The organism is Sphingobacterium humi (assembly GCF_009768885.1).
GTDB classification, from domain to species: domain Bacteria; phylum Bacteroidota; class Bacteroidia; order Sphingobacteriales; family Sphingobacteriaceae; genus Sphingobacterium; species Sphingobacterium humi.
The window spans coordinates 141,834-162,343 of record NZ_WSQA01000002.1 but is presented as its reverse complement, the minus strand read 5'-3'; the positions used below and the strand labels follow the sequence as shown (position 1 = coordinate 162,343).

Sequence of the window (20,510 nt, the reverse complement as noted above, 5' to 3'; positions counted from 1 at the left end):
ATAAGTTTGCTTTGTTTTTATACCGATTAAATTCCGGGCAATGCGCCAAATTGTTCATACATCCCTAAGAAGCCCGTTAGGCCACCAGTATGGATGGCTAAGATGTGGCTTCCGGGTTTAAACTGATCTTTTTTGATGAGATCATAAAGCCCGTACATCATCTTTCCAGTATACACAGGTTCGATCATGATGCCGGTTTTAGACACGAACGATTGGATAAATGCCAAGAGTTCAGGTTTAGTTTTCGCATAGCCGCCGAAATGATAATCAGCATGCAAATATAAATTCTTGGACGCTAATCCCCAAGTCTTGAAGTCATTTGCTAAGGAATCGCCTAATTTAAGCACAGGGACTACATGCAATTGGGTGTCGTTCGATTGGCTTTGGATGGCTTTCAATAGTCCTGCTGCCGTTGTGCCGGTTCCTGCCGCCAAAATAATATGCTGATAGGTGTTTTTTAATTCCTCATAAATGGAAACACAACCCTCAATTCCCAGGTCGCTTCTTCCACCCTCATCAATAAACCAGGCTTCCTGCGCAGGAAATGCTTGTTGAAAGAGGGCTTCCTTATTTCTATAGCTTTCCCGGTCGACAAAGTGCAGTTGCATCCCAAATAACTTACACATGCTTAGCACCGGATTGCTAACCTCTTCACCTCGGATGAAGGCATAGGTTTTCAGTTGAAACTGGGCTCCTGCGGCAGCCGTTGCCAAAATATGGTTAGACCAAGCACCGCCGAAGGTGACCAATTGGTTTATTCCTTGTGATTTAGCCTGCTCGATATGAAGTTTTAATTTCCGCCATTTATTGCCGGAAATAAAAGGATGAATCATATCGTCGCGTTTTATAAATACGCGAAGATTCTTTTCCTCAAATAATGGGTCGTAAATTTCATGTTCAGGGCTATAAATCGGGAATTGCACATCCATGTTGTAAAGGTAGACGATAAATTAGGATAATTGCTATTGCTGTGGGTAAAATATTGGATGTATAGGCACTTCCATGCAAAAAACAGTACTTTTGCGCTATGACAGAACAACTGGATATAGAACAAGATGACCAGGAGCTTTTTGAGCACCTACGAATAGTAGCTGATAAGGGCCAGGCTTTACTGCGTTTGGATAAGTTTTTAATGAATCGGGTGGAGAATACGTCTAGAAATCGTATTCAAAATGCCATCGATTCGGGTTCTGTTTTGGTGAATGAAAAAGTTATCAAGGCCAGTTATAAGGTGAAACCTTTTGATGTGATAACGGTGGTATTGCCAGATCCGCCGCGCGACACGGAGGTATATCCTGAAAACATCCCATTAGACATTGTGTATGAAGATGATGATGTGTTGATGGTGAACAAGGAAGCAGGCATGGTGGTGCATCCGGGTTTTAATAACTATACTGGAACCTTGGTGAATGCATTAACCTACCACTTAAACCAATTGCCAACCTTACCAGGAAATACAGGCCGTCCGGGCTTGGTGCATCGCATTGATAAGGATACCTCCGGTTTATTGGTTATTGCCAAAAGCGAATGGGCCATGACCTTTTTGGCCAAGCAATTTTTCGATCATAGCATTACCCGTAAATATGTAGCCCTAGTATGGGGCGATTTGAAGGAGGATGGTACCGTGACAGGTTATATTGGTCGGAACATGAAAGACCGTCGGATTATGGATGTTTATGACGATCCGGAGAAAGGGAAATGGTCGGTTACCCATTATCGGATTTTAAAGCGACTGGGTTATGTGACCTTGATAGAATGCCAACTGGAAACCGGTAGAACGCACCAAATTCGGGCACATATGAAGTCTATTGGTCACCCCTTGTTTAATGATGAATCTTATGGGGGGCATAAGATTTTAAAGGGTACCACTTTTTCGAAGTACAAGCAATTTGTTGAAAATTGCTTTAGCCTATTGCCACGCCAGGCACTACATGCGCAGCATCTAGGCTTCGTTCATCCGAAAAGTAAGGAAATTTTGCAGTTTGATGTACCATTACCAGAGGATTTTCGTTTAGCATTAGAGAAATGGGAGAACTATAGTATAAATTCACAAGAATAGATTGGAACAATAATTTATGCCGATACAATATATAAACTTTAATGGCAGTTTAGTGCCGGAAGATATGGCCGTAATCAGTGCGGATAATCGTGCTTTTCGTTACGGAGATGGGTTGTTTGAAACGATGTTATGGAAGGATGGGGATATTCGCTTTCTGGAATTTCATGTGGAGCGCTTGCAGGAAGGCCTGCAGCTGCTGCAATTTGAGGATACTGGCGTGTTTGATTCCTTTTTTATCCGTGCGAAAACAGAAGAGTTGATCCGTAAAAACAATATGATGGGTCAACAGCTGCGGGTGCGGCTGATCGTATTCCGGACGGGCGCTGGGCTTTATGGGCCAGAGACTAATAAACCGGGCTATGTGTTGCAGGTAGAGCGTAAGCAGGAGACCTTAAGAGATAAGAAATTGGGGTTAATTGTTGATGTATATACCGACTTTAAAAAGCCTTATAGTGAGCTTTCTAAGTTGAAATCAAACAACGCCTTGGTGTATGTGATGGCGGGATTGTATCGGAAGAAGCATGCCTTCGATGAGGTGTTTATTTTAAACCAGGCCGGTAACTTATGCGAGGCTTTATCGTCGAACCTGTTTATTTACTATAATAAGGTGTTATATACACCAGCTCTTTCTGAAGGCTGTATTGCTGGAGTGATGCGCCGTGTGGTGATGGATATTGCGCAGGTGGAAGGTATTGAAGTGGTGGAAGCGGAAATAAAGCCTGAAATTATGAAGGTGGCCGATGAAATTTTCTGTACCAATGCGACCCATGGCATTCAATGGGTGATGGGCTATAAGCAAAAACGATATTTTAACAAGATTTCCCGCGTATTCCAGGAGCGTTTGGCATCCTGGACCTACGAGGTTGAAGAATAAATAAGAAGAGGCTACCGAGTGGGGGTAGCCTCTAATTTTCATAGAATGAAATTAGTGTGTGAAATGTTCGTCTGCGTGTGAAGTTGCAGACATTTATTATAATGCACTTAGTTCTTTACTAATTCAGTATTTACAATGATTTTAACTTCGGAAGCAACGGCTTCTACGCCATTGGGAAGCTTATCATTGTATTTTATATTATAATCCATGCGGTTGATGCTGGTGCTGGCGGTGAAGCCGGCACGTTTCTTACCCCAAGGATCGGTGATCACACCATTGTTTTGTTTTACTTTAAAAACAACGGGTTTAGTGATGTCGCGGATGGTTAAATTTCCTTTTAACGTAAATTCTCCTTTTTTTGTTGCTGTTAACACCGCATCGGTCAATGTTATTTTTGGGAATTGCTCTGCATTGAAGAAATCATCGTTCTTTAAGTGCTTATCGCGGGCTGCAATGCGGGTATTGATACTGTTGACATCGATTTCAAAGCTGATTTTCGCCTGGTTGAATTGGGTAGAATCTTTAGATTCTACGGCTCCAGCGAGCTTGCTGAATTCACCGTCGATAACAGATATTCCTAAATGATTAACTTCAAATCGCACATTGCTATGTGCCGGGTCAACGGTCCATTTTACTTGCGCAAAGGCCATGTTTCCAAGTAATACGAGGGAAGTAACTAAACTTAACATTGTTTTCATAATCTGCATTTTTAGTGTGTGTCTTAAATATATATGCAAATATTCCCTTTATAAAACTATAATCCATTGATATATGGTAAGAAATGCCGGAAAAAGAAATTTATACTGTTTATAAACAAAGAACGAAAGGAATTAAAATACTTATAATCTTCGTTGTGATACTGTAGTATTTGTAAGAACAATGGTTTTATATAGATTGTTTTTATAATACTACTAGGTAGATTATTTAAAATTTTAATTCAGATTGTTAAGATATGATAAAAATTAACTAATTACTAATAATTATTTTTGTTTTTTAGTTTTGACGATTTTGGTTTACTTGAGGTTATTGCTGTAAAAGCTTCATTTATAAGGGAAAGCGGTTTGTTAGGAACGACGATTGGTATTGCAATTCTATTATAACAATATGAATACAATTAAAAATGAAAATAATTAAAAGAGATAATTTATCCCTTTGCTAGTTTTTTGAGGATTTTTTGAATTCTTTTTTGTTGACTTTCTTTGGGTAAATCGACGATGCGTTTTTCGAGTAATGCGGTAAAAGGGGGCGCATATTCCTTAGGTAAGGTTGCTGCTGTTTCTTCAGCATACATGGCGAATTGGTTGTCGGGGGCTTCCTGCAGTTGTTTAATTAGCTTTTTCCAGGCTGGCTCTTGATAGGCGGTATGCCGCATCAGTTGGGCAAGTGATTTTAGGAAGTTGTCTCGGGTGATGACCGATCCGGATTGGGCGGCTTGTTCTAATTCATCCAGGTGAAGTAAGATTTCTGAGGGGGCTACCTTGGATAGCTCGTAGATGGCGGTCATGGCTCCCCATTGAATGCGATTGTTTTTGCTTTTTAAGGCTTGTAAAAAGTCATTGAAATAGGGTTTAACCATTTCCGGTTGGCGGCCTGCAATTTCATACAGGGTTTTGATACAATCGTTTTGGACTTTTTTATCTTGAAGATGGGCCATTAATTCGGCAACTGCAGCTTCATTTTGCTGGTCCACTATTTCTTGGGCTAACAGGATATTGGCGCTTTCATCTTTCAAGCCTTGAGCACCAGCTAATTTTGATAATATGGTCATTGGTTCTATTTGTTTTATGTAGGTAGCAATAGCAGTGTAAATTCCTAAAGCAATGTAGGCATATATTTTGAAATTTAGTGGTATTACAACTTTATGCGTTTCTATACGTTTAATAGGTAATTATGTGTCATTAAAATTTAGTATATGGATAAAACTGAAGCCTATAAAGCGAAATACCAAGAAGAGGATGCTGTCGGATGGATGGCCATCGATGAAGCCTTAAACGAAGTTTATGGCCAATTGGAGCCCCGCCATTATGGCCCGGCCAATGGCTTACATTACGCTGCCGGAGGACAAGACCCCATTGATGGCATCAGCATTTATGATCATGCTGGCGAGCCGCCTCACTTGCATTTGATTTCCTATGGCATGAGCGAGCTTTATTATGCTCCGGAAAAGGCCAACGAAGAATTTAGTAAATGGGGATTTGAATTTACCTGTCGGCTTCTGCCTTTTGCTGAAGATGAAGGTGACCCTTTTTGGCTGGTTCATGTGTTCAATAACCTGGCGAGGTACGTGTACCAAAGTGGTCGCTGGTTTGAGGAGAATCAGTTTATTCCGGCCAAAGGTCCTGTTCGCTTGAATACCGATACGGCTATTGTAGGCTTTGTGACAGCCTTGGACCCGGAATTAGGTCGGATACAGACGGCTCATGGTGAGGTTTCTTTTATTCAATTGTATGGCGTGACCCAGAAGGAGCTGGATGATCTGTTGGCTAATGCATCGACTGATTATGTGGCTGCTTTTATAGCGAAAGTGAAAGAAACGAATCCTTTATTGATTACGGATTTAACAAGGACTGACAACAATTAAACATCTTTTCGGATGAATTGTTATCTGTTTAGATATTTCGTATTTTGATAAAAAAAAGGCATGCAATTTAATGGGTTTCAAAAGATAAAGCGCGTAGGACAGATCCTGAAGATTTTATCTAAACATGGATTTGATGAAATTATTTCCCGTTCCAACTTGGATCGGATTCTTCCCGATAGCTTTCTGTTTTGGAACAACCATGCCAAGCGCATTTTTGAGGATGATTTCAATGCGCGCATTCGTTTAGCTATTGAAGAGTTAGGGCCGACGTTTATTAAACTCGGGCAGCTGTTAAGCAACCGTCCTGATATTATTCCCAAGGATATGCAGGAGGAGTTGATTAAGCTGCAAGATGATGTGCTGACTTCCGATATTGATATCCGTGCGGTTTTGCAGGAGGAATTGGAAATCAATGCGGATGATGATTTTATTTCCATCGATCCCATTCCAATTGCTTCGGCCTCCATTGCCCAAGTATACCGGGCAACCTTAAAGACTGGGCAGGAGGTTGTGTTAAAGGTGAAACGGGAGGGTATTGATGAAATTATCCATGCCGACCTGGACTTTATAAAGGATTTGGTGCAGTTGCTGCAACGGAAATATGAGGTGGTTTATAAAATGAACCTCTACCAAATTGTGCTTTCCTTTGAAAGTTCACTCCTCAACGAGCTTTCCTTTACCAATGAATTAAATAATATCGAACGCTTTCGTCGCAACTTCGCCGGCAATAAGGATGTGTATGTGCCGAAGGTGCACCGCAAGTACAGTACCGATAGGTTGCTGTGTCTGGAGTTTATTGATGGCATCAAGGTGAATGACTTGGAAGGCTTTCAAACCTATGGCTTATATACAAAATCGGTCCTTCAGAATGTGCTTGACCTCTATCTGGAGCAGGTGCTGATGCATGGTTTCTTTCATGCGGATCCGCATCCGGGCAATGTACTGGTCAATAGGCGCGGGCAGATTGTGTTTCTGGATTTTGGAGCTATGGGCTTTATGATTCCGGAAGATCGCCGGATTATCGAAGCCATGGTGCTTGATTTTTTGGCAAATGACGCAAAAGGTCTGATTAAGGATATTAAGAAGCTGGCCGTGGTGCATCACATTGAAGATGAGCGTCGGCTGGAGCGGGATGCCTACGAGATTTTTGAGATGATAAAGCAGAATGCCTTGGACGATATCGATATCTCGGTGATGCTCAAAAAGTTGAATATCGTGCTGCAAAGTAATCATATCCTCCTACCTGACTTCGTGTATATCCTTCTGCGGGGGGTGTCGATTCTGGAAGGTACGGGCAGGCAATTGGATGCAGAGTTAAATGTGCCGGAGAGTATTGAGCCCTTCGCGAAGAAAATCGCCCAGGAGAAGCTGTCGGCAGAATACTTGATTGCCCAATTGAAAGAGAAGGCGAAGTTTGCTAAGGATGTGCTGACGGAAGTGCCTGAAGACCTTCTGGAATTGCTGGATAAGGTGAAAAACGATAAAGTGACGCTGAATCATAAAATGCAGGATTTCGATAATCTGCAGCTGATTCTGCATCGCATGGGAAATAAATTCTTGCTTTCTATTCTGGCGATGACATTTGGGGTGGGGGCAAGCATTCTGGCGAATGGTAGGGTAGGGTATTTGATCTGGGGAATCCCGGTGTTGTCATGGTTTGGCTTTGTTGCTAGTTTTGTGATTTGCTTTGCGCTGTTGAGCCATTTGTATAAGAGTAAGTAGATGAATTGCTACAAAAACCGCAATCGGTTTATTATTTCTATTTGTAGAAAATAAAACATCTTAAAAGTTTATAATATTTGCAGTTCTTACCGAGGATGCGAACCCTATTTTGCTCCTTCTGTAGGCCAAACATTATTAACTTATTATGCTTTTTTCAAATAGAGTTTTAAAATTTCTGTTTTTTACAGCTTTATTTTTCTTTTTTCTTCTTGGGCTTGCCGTTTTTTTTAGAGGCCTCTTAAATAATTTGGAAAAAACTGATGCCTTGGGGGAATGGCTTATAAATTTTCAAGGAGGCTTCGTTCGAAGAGGAATTTTAGGAGAGTTACTCTATAAGGGATATTTGTTTTTTGGTGCAAATCCGGTTTTAGTTTTAAAAGTTGTTTCCATACTTTTTATATTTTGGATTTCTGCCTTAGTTCTTTTCGTTTTTAAACAAATTGGAATACCCTATTACTACATTGTTTTCCCTTTAATAAGTGTCACTTTATTCTATTATCAACCTTATTTTTCTGGATTTAGGAAAGACCCAATCCAATTAGTCCTTGTATTTTACTCACTTTCCTATTTAAAGAAATACCTTGACCAGGAGAAAATCAGTTTTCTAATAATCTGGCAGTTTCTTTTAATCTTAGGCCTGTTTATTCATGAGGCATTTTTGTTTTATGCAGTAGGTATACAGGTTTTACTGTTCCTATTAGCGAAGGAGTCAACTTTTTCTTGGCGTATATTGCGAAAAATAGGGGTTCTTTTTCCAATTTTCCTAGCTGTCATCTTGAATTTTACGCAGAAGGGTAATGAATTGGTTGCCAGTCAAATTTGGAACTCCTGGGGTTCTTTTTTTCAGAATGAGTTCGGACCCAATGCTTCAATGTATGATTATGTATCCTTAAAAGGATTGACCTGGTCGCTTAATCATGCTGTAGGGCTGCATCTGGATATTAATTTTATAAGACGAGATAGTTTAGGTGTCCCAGCCTTCAGCTATATATTACCGGTTTTATTTGTGATGCTCTATGTATATTCTACGGTTAAATTCCGTGCAATGGAAGCCTCTGCTAAAACTCAGTTTACTGCTTTTGTCTGCATTTGGTTGACCATATTTGTTTGTATGTTGCCTTTATTTACGGTTTTATCATGCGATTTTGCACGATTATTTACTTATTTAAATATCAGTAGTTTATTTGTTTTTTATTTTTTCAGCACGTATTTCGTTGCATTGAAATCACCCCTTAACATGCTGAATCCTTTCGCAAAATGGATTGCAAATTTTTATGATCACCCGAGGATGAAATGGATGTATAATCCAGTTGTTTTTATCTTAATTGTTTTTTTCTTTTTAACCTATTCAAACTTTGGGTTTCAGACGTATACTGCTTTTGATAATTCTATTGCGGGAAGACTTTTACAAAAAATATTTAGTGTATGGGAGAAATTCTCAAATTATTAAGACCCAAACAATGGTCGAAGAACCTATTTATCTTTCTTCCATTATTTTTTGCTGGTCAAATTCAGGATCCTAATCTAATTTTAAACTGCCTGGTTACTTTTGCAGCTTTTAGCTTCATGGCTAGTGCAATTTATGGTATTAACGATGTAGTCGATGTAAAAGAAGATAGGTTGCACCCTAAGAAATCGAAAAGACCAATTGCTTCGGGCAGGATCTCCATTCCTGTGGCAATACTAATTTCTATGCTACTGATCCTCATTTCTTTTTCTTTGATATGGTTTTATCCATCAACTAATAAAGTGCAACAATTATTGATATTGGGCATTTATTTGATCATGAACATTTTATATTGTTTTTGGTTGAAAAGGGTTGCTATCATAGATGTCATGTTTATAGCCATTGGTTTTGTGCTCCGATTGATCATCGGCGGGATGACGGCCGACATTCCGTTAACCCATTGGATCGTGATTATGACCTTTTTATTAACGCTTTTTATTGGATTTGCTAAACGTAGGGACGATTTAATCTTAAAAAATAACCATGGTATCACACTGAGAAAAAATACTAATCGTTATAATTTAGACTTTATTAATCAGGTGCTATGTTTGTTAGGCGGAATAACGATAGTTTGCTACATTATGTATACCGTGTCGCCAGAAGTAATTGTTCGTTTTAAGTCTCCATATATGTATATTACAACAGTTTTTGTTTTAGGAGGGATTGTGCGATACTTACAATTAGCTATTGTAGATCAAAATACGGGAAGTCCGACTGAAATATTGTTAAAGGATCGGTTTATACAGGGATGTCTTGCCTTATGGATAGCATCCTTTTATTTGATAATTTATTTAAATGGATAAAATCAATCTTGAACTATTTGATTTTGATGGTACATTAACTGATAAGGACACGTTTGTTGATATTATCAAATTTAACGAGGGTTTTTTTAAATGTTATATTGGCTTTCTGAGATATGCTCCTTTTTTAGTTTTGATGAAATTAAACTTGTACTCGAATCAAAAAACCAAAGAGATGATCTTCAGTTATTTTTTTAAAGGGATGCATCATGCAGCATTCAATGCATTATGCAAAGCATATACGGAGGATCGCTTTCCTAAAATTATAAGGACAAAGGCTATTGATTATATCAAGGATTCAAAGGCGCAGAAAGGCATTGTTTCTGCCAGTATGTTTCCTTGGGTGAAATTGTTTGCGGAGAAGTTGGGAATTGATTTTGTGTTGGCCACAGAAGTCGAGATTGATGAAAATGGATTGCTTACCGGAAAATTTGCTTCTGCAAATTGCCATGGCGAAGAAAAGGTCAATAGAATAAATAAAAAATTAACAGCTAGAGATTCTTATGCTATTACAGCTTTTGGAGATAGCTCCGGTGATAAACAAATGTTAGCGTATGCTGATCGTGGATTTTTCAATTATTTTAAATGAAATCATACTACATAACTATATTACTTAGTGTTTCTTTAGGGGCAGTAGCTCAATTGTTCTTAAAATTGTCGTCAAAAGACATGAACTCGATTGTCGGCATCATCCCTAAATATAAATCATTATTAATGGTTCCCTATTTTTGGGGAGGATTAATTTGTTATGGATTGAGTTTATTGTTCTGGTTAGATGCCTTATCAAAAATGGAGCTTAGTCGAGCTTACCCTTTAGTGAGTCTAGGTTATATTGCTTCTTTATTATTGGGTTATTTTTTCTTAGAAGAGTCCATAACGTTAAATAAAGCCATCGGAATTCTATTAATAATGAGTGGAGTCGTGTTTATTGCCAAATAAATCTTAATATTCATTGCCTGTTTTTCGATAATAATTCCCCATTAGAATTTTACTTTCCTTGTTTTTAAAGTTAGTTTCAAATTGTAACTAATGGTTTCTGTATTGTTGTTAGAGATATTTTTTATAAATTAACAAAAAATTGAGAGCTAACTATTCTTTGAAGTGTTGTTAATTTTTGTTTCGCGACAATCTGTCGGTTGTTTGCTACAAATAAAGATTTGAACAAACGCTTTGTCAGTTAATGCCTTTTCGAAACTGTAATTTTGTTACGTGAATATATGTGAAGGACATTTCTACCTCTCATTTATCGAATTTTAATAGTGCTATTTGTTTTACAGATACTTTAAATTTTGGAATTACTTGTAATCGTTATACCATTTATCTTCGCCATATTAATGAATACGGCATTTATACCGTTTATCTTATTAGTTACCTATAAGAAACGGTTATTTGACCCTATTGATGCGCGAAAACTTCACCAAAGGATTATTCCTAGGTTAGGAGGGGTCGCATTTGCGCCTATTCAATGTATTTTGATGGTTATTACGATGGTTTTGGTATTTAAGACTTCTTTTGCGCCATTTGAAGTACAGTCCTGGGCTTTTTTATCGCATTTTATGATGCTCATTTGTGGGCTGGTCATTCTTTCCATTGTGGGTATAGGAGATGATCTTATTGGTGTTGATTATAAATGGAAGTTTTTAACCCAAGTGTTGGTGGCTTCCTTATTGCCTTTATCTGGATTATGGATTAATGATCTGTACGGATTAGGTTTTATCATAAAATTATCCCCTTGGATTGGGATGCCATTAACCATTTTTGTTATTGTATTAATTATTAATGCTGTAAATCTCATCGATGGTCTGGATGGGCTCTGTTCGGGATTGATTGGTGTTAGTTGTTTGGTTTTAGGAAGCTTATTTATGTTTTATGGCGCATGGGTTCATGCCTTATTTGCATTTATTACGTTAGGCGTTTTAATTCCATTCTTTTATTATAATGTATTTGGCACCAAAAAAAGAAGACGTCAAATCTTTATGGGAGATACTGGAAGTATGACCTTAGGTTTTTCCATCGCTTTCTTAGCCATTAGCTTTGCCATGAATAATGAATACATAAAACCATTTTCAGAAGGGGCTATTGTTGTTGCATTCTCCACGTTAATCATTCCAGTATTTGATGTTGCTCGTGTAATGTATGTACGCTGGAGACAAGGCCAACCTATTTTTAAGCCAGATCGTAATCATTTACATCATAAGTTTCTTAAGGCAGGAATGACGCATCGGACTGCCATGATTGCAATCATTGGTCTATCCCTATTTTTTAGTATTTTTAATATAGTAATGGTTGAGTATATTAGTAATAATATAGTTTTAGTTTTAGATGTTTTTTTATGGATTGGATTTCATGCAATTTTTAATCGTCTAGATCGTAGAAATGTTATAGCGAAAGTACAACTGTATATTAATCTGTTATAATCTACTCATGAATATCACAATAATTGGTGGTTCCGGTTTTGTTGGGACCAAATTAATCAGCTTGCTTTCTCAATCACCTAACTTTTCCATAAAAAACATTGATAAACAGCGTAGTATTGCCCACCCTCAAATAACGAACATCGCTAATGTGTTAGATTCTGAGGCTTTAAAACGTGAATTGGCGGGTGCAGATGTAGTCATATTATTGGCAGCTGAACACCGAGACGATGTTACTCCTACCTCCTTGTACTACGATGTAAATGTACAAGGAATGAAAAATACGTTGGAAGCAATGGAATATAATGGGGTTAAAAGGTTAATATTTACAAGTTCTGTTGCTGTTTATGGGTTAGATAAAGATAATCCCGACGAGCAGTCGGAAAAGGATCCTTTTAATCATTATGGCATAAGTAAGTGGAAGGCTGAACAAGTATTAGATAATTGGCGCAATTCGCATGCTGATTGGAATATTAATATCGTACGTCCTACCGTTATTTTTGGAGAAGGCAATCGAGGAAATGTATTCAATTTGCTTAACCAAATTGCAACAGGTAAATTTATGATGATTGGGGCAGGAAATAACCAAAAATCCATGTCTTATATCGGAAATATCATTGCCTTTATTGAATTTCTATTAGTAGAAAAGACTGCTGGCTATCATATTTATAATTATGTTGATAAACCTGATTTTACCACCAATGATCTTGTTTTTCATACAGGAGAGATATTAGGTAAAAAAATCCCAACAACCAAGATTCCTTATTGGTTAGGACTTTTTGGAGGCTATGGTTTTGATGTGCTGGCTTTTTTAACGAGAAAAAAGCTGAATATTAGTTCTGTTCGAGTTAAGAAATTTTGTGCTGTTACTAAATACGATTCTACCAAAGCAATGTCTTCTGGTTTCATTCCGCCTTATAGTATGGAAGAGGGGTTAAGAAGGATGTTAAAAGAAGAGTTTGGAAAGTAATTTATTAGATGGGAGAAAGCAATTCTATAGCTAAAAATAGTTTTTTTCTGTACCTAAGAATGCTGATTACCATCGGGATTAGTTTTTATACTTCCCGGGCTATTCTTCAATTGTTGGGGGTAGAAGACTATGGGATTTATAATTTAGTTGCAGGTGTAATTGCATCCTTTTCCTTTATTTCAAATACTATTATTTCTGCAAATGCCCGATTTCTTTCGTTTAGTATAGGACTTAATGATTATGAAAAAACAAATAAGACTTTTTCTTTGTGCTTAGCATCGAGCCTAATCATAGGAATAGTTTTAGTCCTTCTTTGTGAAACTTTTGGGCTTTGGTGGTTTAATAATAAATTAGTCATTCCGGCAGACAAAATAAATGACGCGCTCACCATTTTTCATATTTCAATAATCAATTTATTTTTCTCGATATTATTTACGCCATTTAATGCATTGGTTATTGCCTATGAAAAAATGGGGGTTTATGCTATGGTGAGTGTAGTAAATTCCATATTAAACTTATTATTGGTTCTCGCACTATTCTTAGGCCCATTTCCCGTGAGTAATTTGGTGTTATACACTTTTTTAACCTTATTAGTAAATTTTAGTATTGGCGTATTTTACATCTATTATGCAAAATCGAGATTTCAAGTCGTTTCATTTAAGCCTAGATTTGGATCAGAACTAAGAAGTTTATTCGCTTATTCCTCGTGGGATGTATACGGAAATATGGCCGTTACTGCGCGAACCTCAGGCGTTGCAATTTTGCAAAATATGTTCTTTGGTGTGGTCGTGAATGCTGCAATAGGAATTGCCACCCAGGTTCAGAATATTGTCAACCAATTTTCATCAAATATTCTATTTGCATCTAAACCTCAGGTGGTAAAGCATTATGCTGCAGGGAATATTCCGGATATGATGAATATTATTCATAAAACGACAAAATATACGACCCTATTATTAGCATTTGTAATTGTTCCGCTTCTTGTAGAAATAGATTTTGTATTGAAATTTTGGTTAGGAATTTTGCCTGACCATGCAAGTTCCTTTGTTCAATGGTTTTTGCTCTTTGTTTTGGGAGCGAATGTTTCCCAATGTCTTATTATGGGGATCCATGCGACTGGTAAGGTTAAGAATTCCAGCCTAATCAATGGTACTTTATATTTTTTGGTACTTCCTATATCTTATTATGCTTATAAACAGCAAGCATCAGCAGAATTCCCCTATATTTTGAATGTTATTTTTGTCCTAACTGGAGGGTTTTTAAATGCCATTTATTTAAAAATGGAAATTAAGTCTTTTCAAATTCTTCGCTTTTATCAAAAGGCGGTATTTCCTGTTTTGCTTCTTTCCATTATGACCTATGTACTCTTACTATTCGTAAAGGGGAAATTTGCAAATGAGTATTTGTCCTTTTTTATTACCTGCATTTTGTCTAGCTTGTTGATGGGGCTATTCTCTTGGTATTTTATTTTAGATGCCGGAATCAAAGCAAAGTGTATTAACTATGTAGGAAAGTTATGGCGGTAAAATTAGTTTCCATAATTTCTCCTTGTTTTAATAGTACCGAGTATCTTCACAAACTATTAAACTCCATCTTACAGCAAGATTACCCAAATATTGAAGTAATTTTAGTTGATGACGGTTCTAAAGATAACCTTAAGGACTATCTGATAGATCATGCTTATTTCATCAAGTTTGAGGAAAAAGGGTTTAGATTACAGTACTTTTATCAGGAAAATAATGGTCAGGCTTCCGCAATAAATTTGGGATTAAAGCATTATAAAGGTGATTATTTGACTTGGCCGGATAGTGATGATTATTATAATACGGAAAGTGCTATTTCTACATTTGTCACTGAGATTGAGCGTGGAGATTATGATATGGTTCGGTGTTTTCCAAATCATGTAGATGATAAGGGAGCCATTCTTGAGTTTATTATTCCAACGTATTCAGATAAAGAGATTCTAAATGATTGCTTATTAGAAAATAATTTTTGGTTTTCACCCATTTGTTATTTCTTCAAATCAAACGTGATTGTAGAGGTTCTTGATAATAAGATTTTACCTAGTAAAGTTGGACAAAACTTTCAGTTTTATATTCCGCTATTTTATTCCGGGAAAATGAAAACAATTGAGATTCCATTAGTGAACTATCTAGTAAGAGCTAACTCACATTCTCATGCTAAAAAAAGTTTGATCGATGCAGTTAAAAGACTATCTGATATCTATTTATTAAAACTTCAAATTATTTCACATTATAAGCTCAATGTAAATTCGAAAGTGCTCTATACGTTAAAAAGAAAAATGGAACTTTCTAAATTGCGATTATATATGGAGCATAATGAACTATTTAAAGGCGTAAAAATTATCTTGAGTCGCTTAACCCTTTCTGCTGCTGCTTACAGAATTTTTTTATCTGGAATCATCAAGCAAATGAAAACAACCCAACAAGGGGATCATATTTAAATTTAGCCTACAATGAAAGAAGCTATTCGAACTCTATTAAAACCAGTTTTGTCTAATCCTACTGTTGAAGGCTGGATAAAAAAAAGATATTTATTTAAGAACTTTCAACAAGATGCTCAGTTATTTCATCGGCATGCGACGGCATATAATGAGGGAGGCTTAAAAAATAAAGAGGCGAATTTAATTTTAAATTATCATTCCTTAGAAAAAGGAATGTTATTTAATAAGATGAAAAGAGCTTATGGACAATATAGGATTAATAATCTTCATCAGTTATTAACCGATGAGGAAGTCATAAAACATATAGGACGTTCGCAAATAAGGGTTGGGTATGAGGTAATGTGTAAATATTATGAGTTACAACAAGCTAATGGTTATGACATCAGTGGTATTTTCAGCAAAGCGCAGTACGAATTGTACAAAACAATTTTAGGTAATTATTACAATGCAGCTTTCTCAGGCACAATTGATTGGACAATAGACCAATTTTATAAAGATAACCAAAGTAATTTCGAGCAATTCTCAAGCTCAAGAAAGAGTGTTCGGAATTTTACCGGAGAGAAAGTACCTCGAGAAATTTTAGAAAAAGTAATTACTCTAGCAAATAATGCACCTTCTGTTTGTAACCGTCAAGCGAGCAATGTGTATGTTGTGGAGGATAAAAATAAGATTGATCAAATTCTGAAGATTCAAGATGGATTTACTGGGTATACAGAAAATGTTAATCAGCTAATAATTTTAACCAATGATCGACATTATTATTATACACCTGGTGAACGAAATCAATTATACATTGATGGAGGGCTATATTTATTAAACCTACTTTATGCTCTTCATTATTATAAAGTTGCGAATTGTCCAGCTAATTGGGCCAAAACTATTAAACAAGAAGAAGAGATATATCAAGTCATTGCATTACCGAGGTCTGAAAAAATAATTTGTCTGGTTCCAATTGGATATGCTGTGGATGAATTTAAAACAACTTTGTCACTAAGAAGGCCTAGTCATGAAAACTTAGAATTCATCACCTAACTATGAATAAAAAGGTTGCTATATTAACTCAACCCTTAAAAGGGAATTATGGGGGGATAATTCAAAATTATGCACTCCAACAAGCTTTATTGACCTTAGGGTATGAACCAGAAACGATTTCTCGTGAATATTTTAAAGACGCCTCTGATTTTCGAAAATTTCTTGCTCGAGTTAAAAATAACTTGATTGGATTAGTGAAAGGGAATAAAAAGAAAATCTTTTCTTCTAAGGAGGCTGATCTCATATTTGCAGAGAACTTCAGATTTATTAAAACCTATATTAATAAGTCAAAAAGCATATATAATACTGCAGAAATGCAAACCTATTTTTCGCAACATAATTTTGATGCAATAATCGTAGGGAGTGATCAAACTTGGAGGCCAAAATATTCACCCAATATCTATAACTATTTCTTAGATTTTGTATCAAATGATGCTAAACCAGTAAAACTTACTTATGCTACCTCATTTGGAACAGATCAATGGGAGTTTTCCGAAGAACAAACAATCCGTTGTAAACAACTTGTTCAAACGTTTAAAGCGATCTCTGTTCGCGAGGAATCCGCAGTCAAGTTATGTAAAGAATACTTAGATTGTGATGCGCAGTGGGTATTGGATCCGACGATGCTATTGACTAAATCGCATTATTTAGAACTAATTAACCAGGAAATTACTAATAAGCCTTCCGTATTTAATTATGTTCTTGATAGAGATCCAGAAAAACAAGCTGTATTAAAAGAAATTGCCAATTTTTTGGGAACGGAACTATTTACTACACAACCTAAAAAAGCGATAGAAAATGGTCCTGTTTATGATTTTGAAAATATAGAAGACTATAAATACCCTTCCTTAGAAAGTTGGTTAAAGTCCTTTGCTGAAGCTTCATTTGTTGTGACCGATTCCTTCCACGGTACAGTCTTTTCAATTATCTTTAATAAACCATTTCTTTCGATAGTAAATGAAGAAAGAGGGGCGTCGAGATTTTATTCTTTACTGAAGAAGTTTGGTTTAGAGCATCGTTTGCTAGTAGATTACAAAAAGTTGAATCTTGACCTATTAAAAGAGGCTATTGATTATGATAAAATCAATAATGTCCTTCAAGAAGAGCGCGAAAAATCCTTAGCATTCCTCCGTAGTAACTTATTTGAAAGCTAAATAGTTGGAGATAAATTTATATAATGTCAATAATATTAGATAAATATAAGGTAAGTGTAATTGTACCAATGTACAATGCGCAGGCGTATTTGACAAAATGCGTGGAGAGTTTATTTGCACAAACCTTAACTAATTTTGAAATTATATTTATTGATGATTGTAGTGCAGATGGTACTGTCTCGAAACTAAAAAAAGTTTTAAGTGACCTAGCTAATACGGAAATTTCAACCAAAGTCATACTTAATAAAAGTAATTTAGGTGTTGCAAGTACTCGTAATAAAGGGCTTGACAATGCTGAAGGATTATATTTAGCAGCAGTAGATCCGGACGATTTTATTGCACCTACTATGTTGGAAGATATGTTTCAAGCCGCGGAGACTGCCAATGCGGATATCGTTTGGTGTGACTATGTAAATGTATATGCAGATCGAGAAGATTATATCAGCCAAAAGATAGCGGAAGATCCTCTCACATGTATTTCTGATCTTTTGTCTGGAGCTTTATTTGGTGGCATGTGTACTAAATTAGTCAAACGCTCCTTATTTCTAGAGAATCAAATCAGGTTCCCCGATGGTTTAAATATGTCTGAAGACCTTAGGGTTTGTATATCCTTATTCTATTATGCAAAGACCGTAAAATACGTTGGCAAGGGATTATATTTCTATACACAATTTAGTGATACTTCTATAAGTATATCTAATAATCAGCAAGTAAAAGTCAATCTTCAATGGTTTGAAAATATAAAGGGTATAGAATCTTTTTTAAAATCAAAAAACTTCCAAGGTGTAGAAAGCAACATCATGAAGTTAAAGTTAATAGCAAAGCAGAACTTGCTGGTTAGAGGAAAAGAATTGAGTGCTTTTTTAAAATGGAGAGAAGTATTTCCGGAGAGTAATGCCTTCCTTGATGAAAGTGATTTGCCGAAACATTATAAAATTATCGGTAATCAGATTCTAAATAACAAGTTTTTGATTCCTAGGGGTTGGTTGTTCTTAAAAAAAGTTTTAGGGAAATAATATTAATATGGAAAAGCAGCATATCATACCTATTGTATTTAGCTTTGACGATAATTTAGTGATGCAGGCAGGAGTTTGTATTTCTTCTTTACTTTTTCATGCCAAAGCAAGCACTTATTATTCTATTTTCATTTTACATGATGACCAAGCTAAATTTCCCAAGCTTGGTGAATTAGAAAAACTCCATGAGTTTTATTCTAATTTTGAAATCTCTTATGTAAATGTAGGCGAAACTTTTAAGGACGCATTTCAAATTAGAGGCATTACGCAAGCTACTTATTATCGTTTATTGATTCCGGATGTTATTCCTCAATATGATACTATTATGTATCATGATGTCGATATTATTTTCAGATCGGATTTAGCTGATATTTTCTTGAATACAGCTATGGAGGATTACTATGTTGCTGGTGTATCGACTCCATTTTCAGATACAGAAGAATACTTGCAAAAGGTAATTGGAATGACCTCTAAAGAGTATATCGCTGCGGGAAACATCATCTTGAATTCTAAAAAACTTCGTGAGGATGGGTTGGTACAAAAATTTAAAGACCTGGCGAAGGAGAACTGGAAATACCAAGATATGGATGTTTTAAATATTGCTTGCAAGGGGCGAGTAAAATATTTACCGCCTTCATTTTGTGTCGTAGGGACTACCTCAAAAATCCTCCAAGATCCTAAGCAAACCTATTATTCCAAAGAAGAGACTGCTTATGCTTTAAAATACGGTATAATCCATTATAATGGTCCAAAGCCATGGAACTCTTGGTGCTTAAACTTTGATATTTGGTGGGAATATTATCGAAAATCACCCTATTTTAATGCGCAATACTATTATCAATTTTATGCCAGCAAGTTTAACGAACTTGATGAATTATCTTTGATGAAACGGGTAAAAGTTTTAGTAAGGTATTTTTTTCCAAGAAAGAGGGGCAAAGGATGAATCAATTGATCTCTATAATTGTTCCTGTCTATAAAGCTGAGAAGTATATAGCGCGATGTGTGCATTCCTTAATGCAGCAATCCTACAGTAATATAGAGTATATTTTCATTGATGATCTTGGAGGGGATAATAGCATACAAATTTTAGAAGAAGCTATAAAAGAATACCCGGAGAGGAAAGAAATATTAATCATAAAAAATGAATGTAATAAAGGATCCTCAGAATCTCGGAATATAGGCTTAGATAAGGCTAATGGTGACTATGTTACGTTTTGTGATGCAGACGATTGGATGGAGAAAAATGCTTTAGAGGATTTGTTTGATCATCTTAATAGTCAAAATGCTGATATCGTTTGGTCTGATTTTTTTCTCTCCTATGTTGACCAGGAATTGATTCAAAAAGAAGATGTTCTACCGACTTCTGAACAATGTATTAAAGCGATGATTTCTGAACAAATGCATGCAGGATTATGGAATAAATTATATGCGATGCGACTTTTTAAGGCGCATAATATTCGATTTCCTGCTGGTTATAATATCTGGGAAGATATGCTTGTGAATGTTCAATTATTTTATTGGGCAAAAAAGGTTAGTTATTTGCCAAAAGCTTATTATCATTATGTTCAGTATAATGCAGATTCCCAGGTTTCTAGCAAATCTCCTGATAAATTAGCTTCCATATTTGTAAATACACAAAGTATTTTAGACTTTCTAAAATCAAAAGAAAACTTTAATGCTGCCGAGATATTAGCTCAATTGATGTTATCCTCGAAAAAGAGTCTTTTATTTTCAACCAAGAAATCTGATTATAGAAAATGGAAGGAAATTTTTCCTGAATCCAATGAATTTGTAATGAAACAAAAAAGTTTGCCGCAGTATTCGCGTTTATTAGGGCAAGCAATTAATCATAATAATTATATATTTATTAATACTTGGATACTTACTAAAAAGATTAAAAACTTTTTTTCATCCTAA

20 protein-coding genes are annotated in these 20,510 nt (G+C 36.0%); 17 read left to right on the top strand and 3 right to left on the bottom strand.

The window, feature by feature from the left end; translation table 11 throughout:
- Positions 1–26: 26 nt before the first annotated feature.
- Positions 27–929, bottom strand: a complete 903-nt coding sequence (locus tag GQF63_RS03105; RefSeq protein WP_160367652.1) for a 1-aminocyclopropane-1-carboxylate deaminase/D-cysteine desulfhydrase — start codon at positions 927–929, stop codon at positions 27–29.
- A gap of 98 nt (positions 930–1,027) precedes the next feature.
- Between GQF63_RS03105 and GQF63_RS03100 the strand changes: the two genes are divergently transcribed.
- The gene (locus GQF63_RS03100; RefSeq protein ID WP_160367651.1) at positions 1,028–2,059 is read left to right on the top strand and encodes an RluA family pseudouridine synthase; all 1,032 of its coding nucleotides are present in this window, start codon (positions 1,028–1,030) and stop codon (positions 2,057–2,059) included.
- 16 nt (positions 2,060–2,075) lie between these two features.
- On the top strand, positions 2,076–2,933 hold the full coding sequence (locus tag GQF63_RS03095; RefSeq protein WP_160367650.1) for an aminotransferase class IV: 858 nt from the start codon (positions 2,076–2,078) through the stop codon (positions 2,931–2,933).
- Between the two features lie 107 nt (positions 2,934–3,040).
- Here GQF63_RS03095 and GQF63_RS03090 read toward each other — a convergent pair whose 3' ends face one another.
- Positions 3,041–3,631, bottom strand: coding sequence for a YceI family protein (locus tag GQF63_RS03090; protein ID WP_160367649.1), 591 nt, complete (start codon positions 3,629–3,631; stop codon positions 3,041–3,043).
- Positions 3,632–4,077: 446 nt separating this feature from the next.
- The gene (locus GQF63_RS03085; RefSeq protein WP_160367648.1) at positions 4,078–4,701 is read right to left on the bottom strand and encodes a hypothetical protein; all 624 of its coding nucleotides are present in this window, start codon (positions 4,699–4,701) and stop codon (positions 4,078–4,080) included.
- 144 nt (positions 4,702–4,845) lie between these two features.
- On the opposite strand from GQF63_RS03085, the gene GQF63_RS03080 reads away from it, so the two are divergent.
- The 15 genes from GQF63_RS03080 to GQF63_RS03010 all read left to right on the top strand — a co-directional run bounded on the left by GQF63_RS03080 (position 4,846) and on the right by GQF63_RS03010 (position 20,510).
- Positions 4,846–5,514 (top strand): suppressor of fused domain protein, encoded by a 669-nt coding sequence (locus GQF63_RS03080; protein ID WP_160367647.1) that lies wholly within the window; start codon positions 4,846–4,848, stop codon positions 5,512–5,514.
- 60 nt (positions 5,515–5,574) lie between these two features.
- Positions 5,575–7,236, top strand: coding sequence for an ABC1 kinase family protein (locus GQF63_RS03075; RefSeq protein ID WP_160367646.1), 1,662 nt, complete (start codon positions 5,575–5,577; stop codon positions 7,234–7,236).
- A gap of 145 nt (positions 7,237–7,381) precedes the next feature.
- Positions 7,382–8,686 (top strand): hypothetical protein, encoded by a 1,305-nt coding sequence (locus tag GQF63_RS03070; RefSeq protein ID WP_160367645.1) that lies wholly within the window; start codon positions 7,382–7,384, stop codon positions 8,684–8,686.
- Complete coding sequence (locus GQF63_RS03065) at positions 8,662–9,546, top strand: decaprenyl-phosphate phosphoribosyltransferase (RefSeq protein WP_160367644.1); 885 nt, start codon at positions 8,662–8,664, stop codon at positions 9,544–9,546. The genes GQF63_RS03070 and GQF63_RS03065 overlap by 25 nt, the downstream gene beginning before the upstream one ends.
- On the top strand, positions 9,539–10,132 hold the full coding sequence (locus GQF63_RS03060; RefSeq protein ID WP_160367643.1) for an HAD family hydrolase: 594 nt from the start codon (positions 9,539–9,541) through the stop codon (positions 10,130–10,132). Before GQF63_RS03065 ends, GQF63_RS03060 begins: the two co-directional genes overlap by 8 nt.
- Positions 10,129–10,482 carry an EamA family transporter gene (locus GQF63_RS03055; RefSeq protein WP_160367642.1) on the top strand — a complete coding sequence of 118 codons (354 nt, stop codon included), beginning with the start codon at positions 10,129–10,131 and terminating at the stop codon, positions 10,480–10,482. The genes GQF63_RS03060 and GQF63_RS03055 overlap by 4 nt, the downstream gene beginning before the upstream one ends.
- Positions 10,483–10,877: 395 nt before the next feature.
- Positions 10,878–11,960 (top strand): MraY family glycosyltransferase, encoded by a 1,083-nt coding sequence (locus GQF63_RS03050; protein ID WP_246163260.1) that lies wholly within the window; start codon positions 10,878–10,880, stop codon positions 11,958–11,960.
- A gap of 7 nt (positions 11,961–11,967) precedes the next feature.
- Positions 11,968–12,927, top strand: a complete 960-nt coding sequence (locus GQF63_RS03045) for an NAD-dependent epimerase/dehydratase family protein (RefSeq protein WP_160367640.1) — start codon at positions 11,968–11,970, stop codon at positions 12,925–12,927.
- Between the two features lie 8 nt (positions 12,928–12,935).
- The gene (locus tag GQF63_RS03040) at positions 12,936–14,453 is read left to right on the top strand and encodes a lipopolysaccharide biosynthesis protein (RefSeq protein ID WP_160367639.1); all 1,518 of its coding nucleotides are present in this window, start codon (positions 12,936–12,938) and stop codon (positions 14,451–14,453) included.
- Entirely contained in the window at positions 14,444–15,391 is a 948-nt protein-coding gene (locus GQF63_RS03035) for a glycosyltransferase family 2 protein (RefSeq protein WP_160367638.1), read from the top strand. The genes GQF63_RS03040 and GQF63_RS03035 overlap by 10 nt, the downstream gene beginning before the upstream one ends.
- Positions 15,392–15,403: 12 nt before the next feature.
- Complete coding sequence (locus tag GQF63_RS03030; RefSeq protein WP_160367637.1) at positions 15,404–16,423, top strand: nitroreductase family protein; 1,020 nt, start codon at positions 15,404–15,406, stop codon at positions 16,421–16,423.
- Positions 16,424–16,425: 2 nt separating this feature from the next.
- Positions 16,426–17,577, top strand: coding sequence for a polysaccharide pyruvyl transferase family protein (locus GQF63_RS03025; protein ID WP_160367636.1), 1,152 nt, complete (start codon positions 16,426–16,428; stop codon positions 17,575–17,577).
- A 23-nt stretch (positions 17,578–17,600) separates the two neighbouring features.
- Positions 17,601–18,593, top strand: coding sequence for a glycosyltransferase family 2 protein (locus GQF63_RS03020; protein WP_160367635.1), 993 nt, complete (start codon positions 17,601–17,603; stop codon positions 18,591–18,593).
- 7 nt (positions 18,594–18,600) lie between these two features.
- Positions 18,601–19,536: a glycosyltransferase family 8 protein gene (locus GQF63_RS03015; RefSeq protein ID WP_212592451.1), complete on the top strand. Its 936-nt coding sequence runs from the start codon at positions 18,601–18,603 to the stop codon at positions 19,534–19,536.
- The gene (locus GQF63_RS03010; RefSeq protein WP_160367634.1) at positions 19,533–20,510 is read left to right on the top strand and encodes a glycosyltransferase family 2 protein; all 978 of its coding nucleotides are present in this window, start codon (positions 19,533–19,535) and stop codon (positions 20,508–20,510) included. The genes GQF63_RS03015 and GQF63_RS03010 overlap by 4 nt, the downstream gene beginning before the upstream one ends.

Excerpts from the sequence above, each read along its gene's own strand:
- GQF63_RS03055 (WP_160367642.1), top strand. The coding sequence starts at position 10,129 with ATGAAATCATACTACATAACTATATTACTTAGTGTTTCTTTAGGGGCA.
- GQF63_RS03030 (WP_160367637.1), top strand. The coding sequence starts at position 15,404 with ATGAAAGAAGCTATTCGAACTCTATTAAAACCAGTTTTGTCTAATCCT.
- GQF63_RS03095 (WP_160367650.1), top strand. The coding sequence starts at position 2,076 with ATGCCGATACAATATATAAACTTTAATGGCAGTTTAGTGCCGGAAGAT.
- GQF63_RS03065 (WP_160367644.1), top strand. The coding sequence starts at position 8,662 with ATGGGAGAAATTCTCAAATTATTAAGACCCAAACAATGGTCGAAGAAC.
- GQF63_RS03080 (WP_160367647.1), top strand. The coding sequence starts at position 4,846 with ATGGATAAAACTGAAGCCTATAAAGCGAAATACCAAGAAGAGGATGCT.
- GQF63_RS03010 (WP_160367634.1), top strand. The coding sequence starts at position 19,533 with ATGAATCAATTGATCTCTATAATTGTTCCTGTCTATAAAGCTGAGAAG.
- GQF63_RS03015 (WP_212592451.1), top strand. The coding sequence starts at position 18,601 with ATGGAAAAGCAGCATATCATACCTATTGTATTTAGCTTTGACGATAAT.
- GQF63_RS03040 (WP_160367639.1), top strand. The coding sequence starts at position 12,936 with ATGGGAGAAAGCAATTCTATAGCTAAAAATAGTTTTTTTCTGTACCTA.
- GQF63_RS03100 (WP_160367651.1), top strand. The coding sequence starts at position 1,028 with ATGACAGAACAACTGGATATAGAACAAGATGACCAGGAGCTTTTTGAG.
- GQF63_RS03085 (WP_160367648.1), bottom strand. The coding sequence starts at position 4,701 with ATGACCATATTATCAAAATTAGCTGGTGCTCAAGGCTTGAAAGATGAA.
- GQF63_RS03070 (WP_160367645.1), top strand. The coding sequence starts at position 7,382 with ATGCTTTTTTCAAATAGAGTTTTAAAATTTCTGTTTTTTACAGCTTTA.
- GQF63_RS03045 (WP_160367640.1), top strand. The coding sequence starts at position 11,968 with ATGAATATCACAATAATTGGTGGTTCCGGTTTTGTTGGGACCAAATTA.
- GQF63_RS03035 (WP_160367638.1), top strand. The coding sequence starts at position 14,444 with ATGGCGGTAAAATTAGTTTCCATAATTTCTCCTTGTTTTAATAGTACC.
- GQF63_RS03020 (WP_160367635.1), top strand. The coding sequence starts at position 17,601 with ATGTCAATAATATTAGATAAATATAAGGTAAGTGTAATTGTACCAATG.
- GQF63_RS03075 (WP_160367646.1), top strand. The coding sequence starts at position 5,575 with ATGCAATTTAATGGGTTTCAAAAGATAAAGCGCGTAGGACAGATCCTG.
- GQF63_RS03060 (WP_160367643.1), top strand. The coding sequence starts at position 9,539 with ATGGATAAAATCAATCTTGAACTATTTGATTTTGATGGTACATTAACT.
- GQF63_RS03050 (WP_246163260.1), top strand. The coding sequence starts at position 10,878 with ATGAATACGGCATTTATACCGTTTATCTTATTAGTTACCTATAAGAAA.
- GQF63_RS03090 (WP_160367649.1), bottom strand. The coding sequence starts at position 3,631 with ATGAAAACAATGTTAAGTTTAGTTACTTCCCTCGTATTACTTGGAAAC.
- GQF63_RS03025 (WP_160367636.1), top strand. The coding sequence starts at position 16,426 with ATGAATAAAAAGGTTGCTATATTAACTCAACCCTTAAAAGGGAATTAT.
- GQF63_RS03105 (WP_160367652.1), bottom strand. The coding sequence starts at position 929 with ATGGATGTGCAATTCCCGATTTATAGCCCTGAACATGAAATTTACGAC.